This is a genomic window from Hoyosella levis (assembly GCF_026008515.1).
Lineage (GTDB): Bacteria > Actinomycetota > Actinomycetes > Mycobacteriales > Mycobacteriaceae > Lolliginicoccus > Lolliginicoccus levis.
This window is the reverse complement of record NZ_BQYM01000003.1, coordinates 189,902-204,214: the sequence shown is the minus strand read 5'-3', so window position 1 is coordinate 204,214 and position 14,313 is coordinate 189,902. Positions and strand designations below refer to the sequence as shown.

11 protein-coding genes are annotated in these 14,313 nt (G+C 69.7%); 1 reads left to right on the top strand and 10 read right to left on the bottom strand.

Going from position 1 to position 14,313, the window contains the following annotated elements; translation table 11 throughout:
• Positions 1–39 precede the first annotated feature (39 nt).
• From QC765_RS04960 to QC765_RS04930, 7 genes are all read right to left on the bottom strand, one after another.
• A complete protein-coding gene (locus QC765_RS04960; protein WP_278313399.1) occupies positions 40–882 on the bottom strand; it encodes an EamA family transporter in 843 nt (280 codons plus the stop codon).
• A 60-nt stretch (positions 883–942) separates the two neighbouring features.
• Complete coding sequence (locus tag QC765_RS04955) at positions 943–1,731, bottom strand: ABC transporter ATP-binding protein (RefSeq protein ID WP_309297290.1); 789 nt, start codon at positions 1,729–1,731, stop codon at positions 943–945.
• Positions 1,728–2,762 (bottom strand): FecCD family ABC transporter permease, encoded by a 1,035-nt coding sequence (locus tag QC765_RS04950; protein WP_278313311.1) that lies wholly within the window; start codon positions 2,760–2,762, stop codon positions 1,728–1,730. The genes QC765_RS04955 and QC765_RS04950 overlap by 4 nt, the downstream gene beginning before the upstream one ends.
• Positions 2,762–3,667: an ABC transporter substrate-binding protein gene (locus QC765_RS04945; protein ID WP_278313310.1), complete on the bottom strand. Its 906-nt coding sequence runs from the start codon at positions 3,665–3,667 to the stop codon at positions 2,762–2,764. The genes QC765_RS04950 and QC765_RS04945 overlap by 1 nt, the downstream gene beginning before the upstream one ends.
• Before the next feature lie 134 nt (positions 3,668–3,801).
• Positions 3,802–5,112, bottom strand: a complete 1,311-nt coding sequence (locus QC765_RS04940) for a glycoside hydrolase family 183 protein (RefSeq protein ID WP_278313309.1) — start codon at positions 5,110–5,112, stop codon at positions 3,802–3,804.
• 174 nt (positions 5,113–5,286) lie between these two features.
• Positions 5,287–5,871 (bottom strand): type II toxin-antitoxin system PemK/MazF family toxin, encoded by a 585-nt coding sequence (locus QC765_RS04935; protein WP_278313308.1) that lies wholly within the window; start codon positions 5,869–5,871, stop codon positions 5,287–5,289.
• Between the two features lie 217 nt (positions 5,872–6,088).
• Positions 6,089–8,470 (bottom strand): lysylphosphatidylglycerol synthase transmembrane domain-containing protein, encoded by a 2,382-nt coding sequence (locus QC765_RS04930; protein ID WP_278313307.1) that lies wholly within the window; start codon positions 8,468–8,470, stop codon positions 6,089–6,091.
• 266 nt (positions 8,471–8,736) lie between these two features.
• Here QC765_RS04930 and QC765_RS04925 point away from each other — a divergent pair, with 266 nt between their 5' ends.
• On the top strand, positions 8,737–8,958 hold the full coding sequence (locus QC765_RS04925) for a hypothetical protein (RefSeq protein ID WP_278313306.1): 222 nt from the start codon (positions 8,737–8,739) through the stop codon (positions 8,956–8,958).
• 267 nt (positions 8,959–9,225) lie between these two features.
• On the opposite strand, the gene nuoN is transcribed toward QC765_RS04925, so the two are convergent.
• The 3 genes from nuoN to nuoL are packed head-to-tail and all read right to left on the bottom strand — an operon-like array spanning position 9,226 to position 14,311.
• Positions 9,226–10,848, bottom strand: coding sequence for an NADH-quinone oxidoreductase subunit NuoN (gene nuoN, locus QC765_RS04920; RefSeq protein ID WP_278313305.1), 1,623 nt, complete (start codon positions 10,846–10,848; stop codon positions 9,226–9,228).
• Positions 10,848–12,380 carry an NADH-quinone oxidoreductase subunit M gene (locus tag QC765_RS04915; protein WP_278313304.1) on the bottom strand — a complete coding sequence of 511 codons (1,533 nt, stop codon included), beginning with the start codon at positions 12,378–12,380 and terminating at the stop codon, positions 10,848–10,850. The genes nuoN and QC765_RS04915 overlap by 1 nt, the downstream gene beginning before the upstream one ends.
• Entirely contained in the window at positions 12,377–14,311 is a 1,935-nt protein-coding gene (gene nuoL / locus QC765_RS04910; RefSeq protein WP_278313303.1) for an NADH-quinone oxidoreductase subunit L, read from the bottom strand. Before nuoL ends, QC765_RS04915 begins: the two co-directional genes overlap by 4 nt.
• Positions 14,312–14,313: the final 2 nt, after the last annotated feature.

The window sequence follows — 14,313 nt, the reverse complement described above, 5'->3', positions numbered from 1 at the left end:
ATGTCTACCGCACGAGGCGCCCCCTCGGGGTGATCAGCGCTAGGGCCGCCGGATCGCCACCGCCAGCGCCACCGCAGCGATCCCGATGAGCTCGCGCGCCGCGAGGTTCTGGCCGAGGATGATCCAGCCGATCAGCGCCGAGGTGACGGGCAGCAACGCGAGCAGGGTGGCAAAGTATGCGCGCCCGGCAGTGCGGAGGACTACCTGGTCGAGGCCGTAGGGAATCACGTTGGCGAGCAGGCCCAGGCTGATCCCGAGCAGCAGCACCGTCGCCGCTGGCGTGCCCGGTTGCCAGGAGCCCGCGATCACCAGGACCAGCGGGGAGGTCACCAGCGCGGCGACGGCGAAGCCTACAGCCAGGCTCTCGCGGGGCGAGCCCGCATCAGCGACGCGCGCGCCCAGGACGATGTATCCCGCCCATAGCAGCGCCGCGAGCAAGGCGAAGGCCAGGCCGAGCGGCGAGCCCGCGAGGTGCACGTCCGCGATAAGGAGTACCCCGCCCGCCGCTGCGGCGAGCGCGAGGAGGTCGCGCGGGCCGCGCGATCCCCAGGCCGCGACGAGGATCGGGCCAACGAACTCGAGCGCCACGGCCGTGCCCAGCGGCAAGCGCGCGATGGCCTCGTAGAACGCGATGTTCATCAGCGCGGTGATGATGCCGAAAGCGCCAGCGAGGACGAGCCGCTGGCCAGTCCAGGCAGGCCATGCCGGACGGACGAGGGCGAGCAGGATCAGCGCGGCCCCGAGGATTCGCAGCCACGCCACGCCCGCCGGGGGCAGGTACGCGAAGAGCAGCACCCCGGTGGCGGCCCCGGCATACATCGATGTGCCGCTGGCCAGCATCAGCGCGGGCGGGATCGCTCTTGCACGGCCACGCGGCGTCAGGATGCGCACACGGCAAGCCTTCCTGATCACGCGTGCTCGCGCATCCCCGCTTCCCGTCGTTCAGGCAGGTGCTGGTGGCCGGATCGGTGCCACAACAGGTCCGGAGGGGCCAGGCAGGATCTGCACGGATGCGCCGTAGTGCGCGCGGATGATCGGGGCGGTCAGGATCTCGCTGGGACGGCCCGACGCCACGACGGCGCCACCGGCGAGCAGGACCATGCGGTCGGCGTACTGGGCGGCGATCGACAGATCATGCATGGTGGAGACAACGGTGAGCCCGCGCTGCCGGCGCAGCTCGTCGACCAGCTCGAGGACATCCTGCTGGTGGCTGATATCCAGCGCGGTGGTGGGCTCGTCGAGCAGCAGCAGTGGCGCGTCCTGGGCGAGCGCGCGGGCGAGGAAGGCGCGCTGGCGCTCGCCGCCGGACAGCTGGTCGAGGCGGCGTGCGGCGAACGCACCGAGGTCGAGCATCGCGATCGCGTCGTCGGCGGCGGCCTGGTCACGACTGGTCTCGGCGCGCAGCAGCGGGATATGCGGGGTACGGCCGAGCACCACATAGTCGCGCACGAGCATTCCAGGTGGGATGACGGGGCTCTGCGCGACGGTGGCGACGAGGCGGGCGCGTTGCCGCGCGGAGAGCCCCGCGGCTGGCTGGTCGTTGATGAGGGCCACGCCGCTGTGGCTGACCAGGCCGGTGATCGCGCGCAGGAGAGTCGACTTGCCCGCCCCGTTGGGCCCGATGATGGTGACCCATTCGCCGTGCGCGACATCGAGGCTCACCTCGTGGAGGACCTCGCGCCCACCGAGGCGGACGCTGGCCCCAGCGATGGACAGCATGGGCGCGGTCACGGGCCAGCCCGCCTCGTGGCCCGCAGGACCAGCACGAAGAACGGCGCGCCGAGGAAAGCGGTCACCACTCCGATGGGTACCTCGCGGGGCATGTCCACGGTGCGGGCGGCAAGGTCGGCGAGCACCAGGAACGCCGCGCCGAGCAGCATGGACATCGGCAGGATGACACGGTAGGACGTGCCCATGAGCATGCGGACCAGGTGCGGGACGATGATGCCGACAAAGCCGATGAGGCCGGAGACGGAGACGGCGGCCGCTGTTCCCAGCGAGGCAGCGGCGAGCAGCACGATCCGGACCCATCGGGGATCGAGCCCCAGCCCGGCGGCCTCGTCATCGCCCACCGACAAGACATCGAGCGGGCGCGCGAGCAGCAGGATCACCACTGCGGAGACGATCGCGTAGGGCAGCAGCATCCGCACGTCGCCCCAGGTGGCACCGCCGAGCCTGCCGAGCAGCCACGTATACACCTGGCGGATCACCTCGACGTGCCGCTGCAGCACGTAGGTCTGCAACGCGGTGAGGAACGCCGAGACCGCGACGCCCGCGAGGATCAGTGCTTCTGCTGATCGCGCCCGGCCACCTGCCGCTCCGAGAAGGTAGGTGGCGGTGACGGCGCCGAGCGCCCCGGTGAAGGCGGCGAGGGGAGCGGTCACCGGCAGCCCTGCCGCGGTGGCGGGCTGCAGGGCGATCACCGCGGTCACGCCGAGCCCGGCCCCGGCCGCGACGCCGAGCAGGTAGGGCTCGGCCAGCGGGTTGCGGAACACCCCTTGGTATGCCGCTCCGGCGAGGGCGAGCATGGCCCCCACCAGCATGCCCAGCACCACACGGGGCAGGCGGATGCTGGTGACGATCGCGGCCTCGCGCTCGGTGAGCCCCGAATCAATGCCGACGCCCGGCAGGAGGTTGACCACTTCGAGCGTCACACCGCGCAGGGGCAGGCCCGCCGCCCCGAGCGCAAGGCCCGAGATGCCAGCGAGGACGACCACCACGACGCTGACAGCTATCCACCACGGCCAGCCGCGCTGCCGCATCACTGGATGGTGTCGGTGGCCCGAGCTACCTCGGCGACGAGATCCACGGTGCGCGGTCCCCACCGCGAGGCGATATCAGCGTCGAGCGGGAAGATGGCGTCGTCGCGCACCGCGGCGATCGTGTCCCAACCGGGCCGTTCCGCGACGGCGTCCGAGTCCACCCCGAAGCCAGTATTCATCAGGAAGATCACGTCGGGATCCGCCGCGACGATCGCCTCCGCCGAGAGCTGCGTGGATACGGTCGCCGCGTCGTCGGCGATATTGCGCAGGCCAAGCTGCTCGAGCAGGGAGCCGACGAGGCTGCCCGCCGTGTAGGTCCAGTAGGTGTCGTCGATCTCGATGTAGTAGGTCAGCGGTTCCTCGCGCTGCGGGGCATCCTCGATGAGCTTGGCGAGGTCGGATCGCATGCGCTCGATCAGGTCGTCGGCCTCGGGAGCATTGCCGGTGAGCGTGCCGAGCCCGGAGAGCTGCTCGTAGACGTCGTCGATGGCGCGGGGGTCGTCGGGGGAGACGAACGCTGTGATGCCGAGCGCGCCAAGCTGGGGGACGATCTCGTCGCCGTACGCGGAGACGATCACGAGATCCGGATCATACGACGCGATCGCCTCGATGTTGGGCGAGAAACCCGAGAGCTCGGTGATCGGGGCGTCGGCGGGATAGTTGGAGTACTCGTCGACAGCCACTACCTGGTCGCCAGCATCGATGGCGAAGAGCATCTCGGTGACTGCGGGGGAGAGCGACACGATGCGCTCGGGCTCCGCGTCGATGGTCGTGCCGTCGACCGTCACCGGGAACTGTCCGCCGTCGCTCGCCCCGCCCGCATCGTTGGGGCCAGGCCCGGTGGCGCCGCACCCGGCCAGCAGCAGGAGCGACCCCACCACCGTTGCCATCCTCAAAGATCTCATCGTGCGCCTTCCTGCCAGTCGCGCTACGGCACGCGCCACGGCGCGCGAGCCCCGGTCAGCCTACCGGTGGCGGCTTTGCCCTGCGTCCAGGAGGCACAGCGGCAAGGAGGCCATGCTGTTGCACGGCCTCGGGGCTAGGAGCCCCAGCGCGGGCCCGCGGGCGGATCGGTGTTGAGCGTCGTGCGCATCAGCATCACGTTGTACTCCGACCACAGCGACACCGCGAAGAAGAGCTCGTCGCCGCTCGACCAGGGGTGGATGTAGGGGGCGTAGAGGCCGCCGGGGAACGCCGACGCCGTCATGATTGCCTCGGGCGCGCTCCAGGGCCCCTGGGGCTGGTCGGCAGTGCGGATCACGACGCTGCCAATGTCATTGGTATAGAGAGCGATGTACTTGCCGAGGTGCTCGTTCCACGCCACCGACATCTCGGAGACCTGCGCGGGAATGACGTTTGTGGCAGCGCCGGGGTCCCCGCTCGCCCAGGATTCGCCATCCCAGTACTCGTACTCGGCGAGGTCGAGGATGTCGGCCTCGGCCACGCGTGCCACCCGGGCCGCGCCAAACCGGCCCGAGGGCGTGCCGAACGTGTAGACGAATCCGTCCCGCTTGACGTAGGCGGTCATCTGGAAGTTCTCGTTGCCGTCGACGTAGTCGATGCCGTCGAGGTTGCCCTCCGTGTTCTCGCGGATCGTCTCGACATCGACCTCCCAGTTCTCGCCATTGTCCTCGGAGACGGCGATCGCGGAGAAGTTGGTGGTCCACCGGCTCGGCGGACCCCACTGCTTGACGGACATGAAGTTGATGTACTGCACGCCATCCACGGCGATCCCGGCAGTGGGGATGACCGTGAACTCCTCCGGGGCGAGGCCGAGCTTGTCGATGATCTGCTTCGCGAAGCTCGGCTTGTCGACCGTGACGGGTGAGCCGCCGTAGATGTGGTCGTCCTCCTCCTCGGTGAGCGGATCGGGGATAGCGAGGCCATCGCCGGGCGTCGCGTCGGAGGTACGCATCAAGGTGTTGTAGCGCCACTCCTGGCCAGGCTTGGAGCAGTCGCCGAACGTGTCGCCATAGGCGATGAGCACCTGGCGGTCGGAGCCCGTCGCGCCGTTGTCCCACATGATGCCCAGGTCGGTGCCGGAGATCGAGAAGCGCGAGGACGTCTGGTTGGAGCTGCGCGGCCCGGTCAGCCACTGCACCAGCCGGGCGGGCGAAGCGATGCGCGCGCCCACCCGATCGCTCAGGGGCTCCACGCCGATGGGCCCCTCGGCAGTGAGGGGCTTGCGCCCGAGCGGTGTGCCGATGACCGCCCGGTCCTCATCGGACTCGATGTTGGCGCCGCCCGAGGATCCGCACGGCTCGGCGAGCGCGCTCATGGGGGACATGGCCTGCAAGCCCGCCCCGATCGCGAGCGCCAGCCCCAGGGACACTGCCTTGCTAGTTCGCACACCTGCTCCTCATGTTCGCGCACGCAAAACCTGCCTGCGCGAAAGCATGTGCGCCACAAGGTGTCCCTGCCCATCGATTGGGCCGCACCGTCACCGAAGCGTGACTGCTTGGTTGCCGTGGCTCGATGCAGGGGCCGCGGCTCTGCTGCCGGGTGCTACGCCGGGCGGCGCGAGCTAGCTCCAGCCATGTTGCTCGCGCAGCACCGCCGCGACCGCATCGAACCGGCCACGGCCGAGGATCGCGCCCTCCCGCCGGATCCCCTCCTCGGGCACATCGAGCACGCGGTCCAGCCGCACCCAGCTCTCCCGGCCGCGTGAATCCCATGCGCCGCTGCCGATGGGCATCCAGTCCCGATCCCCGTCGTGGTCCTGGCTCGACAGCATCAGCCCGAGCAGCGAGGCACCCTCGCGGCCCACCACGAGCACGGGACGATCCTTGCCCTGGCTGGCATCCTCCTCGTACTCCACCCAGGTCCACACGACCTCGCCCGGATCCGCATGGCCATCAAGCTCTGGCGCGTATGCCACCTGTCGCGCGCGCTCCCGCGTGGGCCGCGAGCGGCGCGGCATGCTCGACGGCGAGGGCGTTGGGGATGGCGCGGGCGAGGGTGCGGCGGCCGGGCTCGGGGCTCGCGCGGGCGTGGATGCGCGTGCCGGACCGGTCTTCTGCGCGCTGAGCTGTTGCAGCAGTCGCGGTGCCTCCCGCGCCACAGCACGGCCGAGCTGGCGCACAATGGGGTTCTTCCAGAATCCACTCATGCCGAAGGAGTCTAGGCGGCTAGATCGCGGGCGCGGCGGCTGGCTGAGCGCCAAAAGCACGGGAAACGGTCAAACGCGATAGAAGCCGACCTGGGTTTTCCGCGCCTTCTATCGCGTTTGCGGGGGCGACGGCACCAGCCCCACCTCGGCACCAGCCCCAGCGCCAGCCCCGCCCCAGCGCCCCGGCACCACCCGCCTCAGCCCCAGGCTGGAGCCGTCAGACCATGCCCTTGGCGGTCAGCCAGTGCATCGTCGGCCACCCGAGGAACACGGGCAGCCATGTCGTGAGCACGCGGTACAGCAGCACAGCGGGGACAGCCGTCGCCGCGGGCAGCCCGAAGGCGACGAGACCGCCGATGAGCACCGCTTCCACCGCGCCCACGCCGCCCGGCGTCGGAGCGGCCGACGCGAGCGTGCCACCGACCATCGTCACCACGGTCACGGTGACGAACGTCGTCCCGCCCCCAAAGGCTTCCACGCTCGCCCACAGCGCCAGCGCCATGCCCAGCGTCGTCATCGCCGAGCCGAGGAAGATGATCCCGAACCGCTGCGGATCCCGCGCCAGGTCGCTCAGCTCGCCTGCCACATCGCGCAACTGTGGCAGGATCTCCCGGCCCAGCCACCGCCGGAGCGCCGGCACCAGCATCGAGGTGCCCACGATTCCTAGCGCAGCACCGATGATCAGATAGATGATCGTCGGGTCCGGAACGATCTGCTGGATCTGCGCTGTCGTGCCCGCCACCACCGCGAAGAGCACGAGCAGCGAAACGTGGGTGATCACCTGCACCGACTGCTGCAATGCCACAGCCGCTGTGGCCCGAACGCCGCCCAGGCCACCCTTCTGCAGGAACCGGACGCTCAGCGCCAGTCCGCCCACTCCTGCCGGGGTCGTGGTCGCGGCGAAGGTGTTAGCGATCTGCATGACCGTCAGGCTGCGGAAGCTCACCAGGCCATTCGCGCACGCCCATAGGGCTGCCGCCGCACCGATGTACGTCAGCGCCGACACTGCCAGCCCGATCACTGCCCAGCCCCAATCGACGGTGCGGAGCTGCTCGTAGAACGTCGGGACCGCACTGATGAACGGGTATGCGACGTAGACGAGCGCCACGAGCAGCACGAGCTGGATGGCCTGGTTGCGCGTGAACCGCGTCACCTGCTCCGGCTTGATCTGGTCCGCGCCGGTCTGCCGCAGAATTTCCTCCCGCGCGCTCGCCATGACCGACGAGGCGTCCTGGGCCGAGCGTCGCAGGCCGAGCGGGATCGCGGCGCGCGTCAACCGCGATGAGGCCGCGAGGACTTGTTGCGCGCCCATCTCCGCGATCGCGCATCGCACCGCCACCTGCTCGCCCGCCAGCGCCGTGGTCGTGATGAGCAGCTGGGCGATATCCGAGTAGAGCTGTTGCTCGGTCACCCCGAACTCCGCCGCTCCGAAGCCCCCGAACAGGGCCGCGCCGCCCTCGACGCGGATCTGCGAGGCGCGCAGGTCCCCGTGGGCGATCCGGCTCTCGTGCAGCAACCGCAATGAGTGCCACGCGCTCGCCACCGACTGCTCGTCCACCACTTGCTCCAGCGGCGTCCCCCGCATCCGCGTCCGCGAGTACAGCACCCAGCCACGATCGAGCGCCGCCACCACCAGCGGCCGCGAGCTCGCTAGCTCCAGGTCATCGATCGCGATGCCCATCAGCGCCCGATGCTCCACCGCCCGCTGCAATGAGGCATGCAGCGGCGCTGTCTCCTCCTCCCGGAACGACAACCACCGCCATACCTGGCGCAGCGCGCGGCTCGAGCCTTGGTATGGGCCATAGAGCTCGACTATCACTTCGTCGTCCGGGTCCGATCCGGTCGAGGACAGCACCAAGGGGCCGGTGCCCGCCGGGCGCAGCACCGTGAACCGCGACGTCGCGTGCCCATGCCGGGCCAGTACGCGGGCCGCGGTCGCCAGCGGCACCTCCAGCGCGGGGGTGCCCACCAGCAGCACTGTCACAGAGCCCACGAACCAGCCGACCGCGAGCCCCAGCACCGTGCGTGCCGGGACCACGGTGCTGACAACAAGATGGATCGGGATGAACGCCAGCAGGAGCGCCCACCACCAGCGGCGCCACAGCTTGGGCAGCCAGGGACCGGCCACCGTCAGCACCGCCGCGAGCCCCGCGATCCACCGCGAGTCGATCAGGAACTGCGAGAGGAACGAGTTGAGCTCCAGTTCAGCAGCGCCCTCGAAGCTCAGCCGCGACGTCGTCAATCCCTGCGGAGTGATCGACAGCAACAGCCCTGCGACGTTTCCTGCCAGGAAGTACGCCACGACGAGTTTCCATTGCGTGCTCGCCAGCACGCCGATGAGGATCGCGAACGGCAGCGCCAGGATCACCAGCCCGTAGAGCAGGTACACCAGGTTCGCCTGCTCCGGCGACAGCACCCCCACGATGTTCGAGACCGACCGCTCGAGGTCATGCCACTTGTTGCGGGTGACCTCCGAGGCCGCGATCACCACCGCGATGAGCGCCACCGACGCGACGACTCGCAAGATATCGGTGGTCCGGCGGGAGCGCGGTTGCAGCAAGTTGCCCGCAACCGGGATCTCCCGACCCTTGACGCGCATCAGCTTGGTCTCCTGCTCGTTCGACGACCGCGGCCACGGTCCATCCGCCAACATAGCGCGCCATGCCCGCGCGCAACCGGCTAACCACGGGTGATGGGCGAAATGCGTTGGTCTGGTGCAGGGTTGGCGCTCAGCGCGGCGCGGGGCACGGTGATGCTCGGCTAGCGTCGCCCCGCTGTGATCATGCGTTGTGAGGTGAGACACAATAGAATGAGCGTGCACGGCGCGGACGGTGCCGTGGCGCTTCGTGAGCAGAGGAGTCGATCATGCGGCGGAAGCTAGCTGTGGTGGCAGCATCGGTGATGATGGCGTCGGGTGTGTCGCTGGTGGCGGCACCGGCGGCGTCGGCACACCCCGGGGTGGGCATCGAGGTCCACCAGACGCAGGAGCAGTGCCTGCAAAGCCTGTTCAACCATGTCGTGGCGGGGCAATGGCGGATCAACTGCATCGGGTTCCTGCGGTCGCCATACATCTTGTTCCACTACTGATCGCGGTGGATCAAAGGTGGCGGGCGCAAGCCCCTAGCCCCGGCGGCTACTAGGGCCCTGGCCCCGGCGGCGACTAGGGACCCTGGCCCCGGCGGCTGGGATTCGGCGCGTATGGGCTCTGGGCGGAGCTGCCACTCATACGAGGCGCCTGCCACCCTCCGGCAGCAGCAGCCACCGAAATAGCTGTGGCATCGGTGCGTTTTCGGTGGCGGCTGTGCCTGATGGGTAGCTGCTGCGACGCGGAACGAGAACCGGCACCCCGATCCACTACCGCCAGAAAGTAGCGGCGTTCTCGGCAAGCACGAGCAGTGGTCCGGGCAGGAGTCCGAGCGCGATGGCCAGCGCGGCGGTGATCCCCACGACGGCGTAGAGCGCAGGACGGGGCGCGATCTCAGCCAGCGGCGGGACGATCGCGGTCGCGGCGCGGCCGTGAGCCGACTCGGACCCGGCCCCCGAACCATGCTCGGAATCCCCACCGTCATCCCCGCCTCCATCACCCGGCTCCCTCTCGTCCCCGGAGAGGTAGAGCACCGTGATCACGCGCAGGTAGAAGATCGCGGCGAGCGCGCTGGCGAGCACACCGATCACGACGATGCTGAGGTATCCGCTCGTCGCGGCGGCCTGGAAAACTGTGAGCTTGCCGATGAACCCACTGGTCAGTGGTATTCCGGCGAACGAGAGCAGGTAGATGGCGAGCGCCGCGGCGAGCAGTGGCGCGCGGCGGCCGAGGCCTGCCCAGTGCGCGAGGGCGGTGGCGTCCCCGGTGTGCCGCCGCAGCAGCGCGAGAGTGGTGAACGCGCCGATGGTGCTCGCGCCATAGGTGGCGAGGTAGAACAGCGTGGCGGCGGTGCCCGCGGGGCTCGCGGCGAGGACTCCGGTGAGGAGGAACCCGGCGTGGGCGATGGCGGAATAGGCGAGCATGCGCTTGAGGTCGGTCTGGGTGATGGCGGCGAGCGTGCCGACGGCCATGGTGAGCGCGGCGACGGTCCAGAGCAGCGTGAGCCACTGGTCGTGGATCGCTGGCAGCGCGATGGTGGTGAGGCGCAGCAGCGTGATGAACGCGGCGACCTTGGTCGTGGCAGCCATGAATCCAGTGAGCGGCGTGGGGGCGCCCTGGTAGACATCGGGCGTCCAGGAATGGAAGGGCGCGGCACTGATCTTGAACAGCAGGCCGACAGCGAGCAGCCCGGCCCCGATGAGCGCGAGGCTCGTGCCATCGGTCGTGGCGAGGGCATCGGCGATGCCGGTGAGGTCGACGGTGCCCGCGAACCCATAGATCAGCGCGATGCCGTAGAGCAGGATCGCGGAGGAGAAGGCGCCGAGCAGGAAGTACTTGACCGCCGCCTCGTGGGAGAGCAGCCGTTGGTGGCGGGCGAGCCCGCACATCACGTAGAGCGGCAGGGAAAGGATCTCGAGGGCGATGAACAAGGTAATGAGATCGCCTGCCGCGGGCAGGATCATCATGCCGCCGAGGCTGAACAGCAGCATGGGGAATATCTCGGTGTGGCTGGCGGAGGCACGGTCAGCGGTGCGCTCGGCGGAGCTCCCGGGCACGGCGGAGCCTTGTGGCGTGAAGGCGTGGAGCCCACCGCTGGGCATGCGCTCGGCGAGGGCAGGCAGCGCGAGCGCGGCGAGGACGAGCAGCGTTCCCTGCGCGAACAGCGCGGGCCCGTCGATGTGCAGCGAGCCAATGGCGGTGGTGGTGCTGGTGCCAGCGAGCAGGCAGGTCGCGAGCAGCGCGCCGGCGAGCGCGGCGACGGCGAGCCCGAGCTGCGCGGCATAGCGGGAGGCCCGGGGCAGGAGCGCTTCGAGGAGCACGCCGAGAATGGCGGCGCCGAGGATGATCAGGAGCGGGGACAGCGCGATGTAGTCGATGCTGGGGGCGTTCATCAACGCTCACCTCCCGCTTCGAGCCCGGTCGGGGCGCTTGTGGTGTGCGCGACGGCCGGGGTGATGGCATCGAGCAGGGGCGCGGGGTAGGCGCCGAGCACGATGAGAGCGGCGAGCAGGGGCGCGATCGCGGCGGCCTCGCGGCGCCGTAGGTCGGGCAGCGTCGCGGTGTGGCTGGTGATGGGGCCGGTCATGATGCGCTGGTAGGTCCACAGGACGTAGAGGGCCGCGAGCACGAGCGCGCCGGAGGCGAGGATCGCGGCGACGGGGTAGGGGCCGTACGTGCCAATGAGGACAAGGAACTCCGAGACGAATGGGGCGAGGCCGGGCAGCGAAAGGGTGGCGAGCCCGGCGATGAGGAAGCTGCCGGCGAGCAGCGGGGCGACCTTCTGCACGCCGCCGTAGTCCGCGATTGCTCGGCTTCCGCGCCGGTGGATCAGGTATCCGGCGGCGAGCATCAGCGCGGCGGTGGCTAGGCCATGGTTGACCATGTAGAGGGTGGCGCCGGCCTGGCTCTGGCTGGTCATGGCGAAGATGCCGAGGATGATGAAGCCGAAGTGCGAGATCGACGCGTAGGCGATGAGCCGGATGAGGTCGGTCTGGGCGAGGGCGAGGATCGCGCCGTAGAGGATGCTCGTGACAGCGAGCCCGATGATGACGGGCGCGAAGGTAGCGGAGGCGTCGGGGAACAGCGTGAGGCAGTAGCGCAGCATCGCGAAGGTGCCGACCTTGTCGACGATGGCCATCATCATGATCGCCGCGGTGGGAGTGGCGTGCTTCGCGGCGTCGGGCAGCCAGGTGTGGAACGGCCACAGGGGTGCCTTGATGGCGAACGCGAGGAAGAACCCAAGGAACAGCAGGTTCGCGAGCGCCGGATCGAGCTCGAGGTTTCCGGTCTCGACGGCGCTGGCCAGGGTGCGCAGGTCGAAGGTGGGCAGGCCCTGCCGGGCCGCGGCAGCGTAGAGCCCGATGACCGCGGCGAGCATCACGAGCCCGCCGAAGAGGTTGTACAGCAGGAACCGGCCCGCGGCGGTGGTGCGGGCTGCTCTCTCGTCGTCGCGCGCGGTGGCGCGGCCACGCTGGGCGAGCAGGAAGTACAGCGGGATGAGCATCGCTTCGAACAGCACGTAGAACAGCAGCACATCGAGCGCGGTGAACGCTGCCAGCGCCATGGCCTCGGTGGTGAGCAGCAGCGCGATCGCGCCGCGCGAGTGGCGGGCGGCGAGCACGAGCAGGGGGGTGAGGGCGGCGGTCAGGGCGATGAGGGCAAGGCCGATGCCGTCGAGGCCGAGCGTGTAGCGGGCGCCGAGCGCGGGGATCCACGGCTGGGACTCGATGAACTGGTAGCGGTCGCCCCCCGCGCCAGGGCTGGTCGCGTCGAACCCGGTGGCGATGACAGCGACGATGCCGAGCGGGGCGAGCGTGGCGATGGCCGTGATCGTGCGAGCACCCCAGCCTCGGCCGAGGACGAGCAGCACCGCGCCGAGGGCGGGGGCTAGCCACAGCAGGGAGAGCCACGGGATAGCGCTCATCGGGGGCCTCCGATCCAGAACGCGGCGAGGATCAGCGCGGAGCCAGCGAGCATGGCTAGCGCGTAGCTGCGCGCGTAACCGGTCTGGGTGGCGCGCATCATCCGGCTGGCGGCGGCGGACAGGGAGCCGACGGCGGTGACGGCACGACCTAGCTGGGTGTCGGCGGCGGCGAGGCCGCGGGCGAGGTAGCGGCCGGGCCGCTCGAGCAGGGTCTCGTTGATGGTGTCGCCGTGCAGGTCCCGGCGCGCGGCCCGGGTGAGCATCGACACCTTAGCGGGCGCGGTGGTGGGCACGCCGCGGGTGGCGTGCTGCCGGTAAGCGATGAGGACACCGATCGCGATGGCGGCAAGAGCAAGCGTGGTGGTGGCCCAGATGGGGATGCGCGGCTCGGGGTGCTGGCTGCCGATGACAGGCTCGAGCCAGTGGGCGAAGCGATCCCCGAGCGCGAGGAATCCCCCCGCGGCGACGGAGCCGATGGCGAGGAGGATCATGGGCCCGGTCATGCTGGCGGGCGATTCGTGCGGGTGCTGGTCCTCGGCCCAGCGGGGCGCCCCGAGGAACGTCATGAGCATCACTCGTGTCATGTAGTAGGCGGTCAGGGCCGCGCCGAGGAGCGTGACGCTGCCCAGGATGATGCCGCTGATGCCTTCCGCCGCGAACGCGACCTCGATGATCTTGTCCTTGGAGAAGAACCCGGCGAACGGCGGCACACCGATGATGGCAAGGTAGCCCGCCCCGAACGTGAGGAACGTGATCGGCATGGCCGCCCGGAGCCCGCCGTAGCGGCGCATATCGGTCTCGTCGTTCATCGCGTGCATGACCGATCCGGCGCCGAGGAACAGCCCGGCCTTGAAGAATCCATGGGTGATCAGGTGCATCAGGGCGAACGCGTACCCGACGGGGCCAAGCCCGGCGGCGAGCATCATGTAGCCGATCTGGCTCATGGTGGACGCCGCGAGAGCCTTCTTGATGTCGTCCTTCGCGCAGCCGATGATCGCTCCGAACAACAGCGTCACCGCGCCCACCGTGACGATCGCATGGCCAGCGATGGGCGCGGGCTCGATCAGCGGCCCGGACCGGATCACCAGGTACACGCCCGCGGTGACCATGGTGGCGGCGTGGATGAGCGCGGAGACCGGGGTGGGGCCCTCCATCGCGTCACCGAGCCAGGCTTGCAGCGGCACTTGCGCGGACTTGCCGCACGCGGCGAGAAGCAGGAGCAACCCGATCGCGGTGAGCGTGCTGGTGCCGGCCTCGGGCGCGCTGGCGAAGACGACGTCGAAGGCGAGGCTGCCGAAGGTGGCGATGAGGATCATCATGACGATGGCAAGCCCGGTGTCGCCGACGCGGTTGATGATGAAGGCCTTCTTCGCGGCGGTGGCGGCTGTGGGCTTGTGCGCCCAGAATCCGATCAACAGGTAGGAGGCGAGGCCGACGCCTTCCCAGCCGAGGTAGAGGCCGAGGTAGTTATCGGCGAGGACGAGCACCAGCATCGCCGCGAGGAAGAGGTTCAGGTAGGCGAAGAAGCGGTGGCGGCCGGGATCGTGGCGCATGTAGCCGAGCGAATAGACGTGGATGAGCGAGCCCACCCCAGTGATCAGCAGTGCGAAGCTCAGCGACAGCGGATCGAGCAGCAGGCCCATGTCGATGCGCAGGTCGGCGACGGGAACCCAGGTGAAGAGGGTGTGGTTGATCGTGCGATCCCCGGCCGGGCGGCCCAGCAGGTCAACGAGCAGGACCAGCGCCACCACGAACGAGGAGATCGCGGCCGCGCATGCCAGGACCGGGCCCCAGGCAGCGCGCCGCTGGTCGGTGGATGCCGCACGAGCAGGCGCGGCAGCACCAGAGACGGCGGGGGCGAGCAGCAAAACGGCAGCACCGAGCAGCGGCAGGAGCGGCAACGCGGTGATCAGCGCCGGGCCCAGGGTCATGG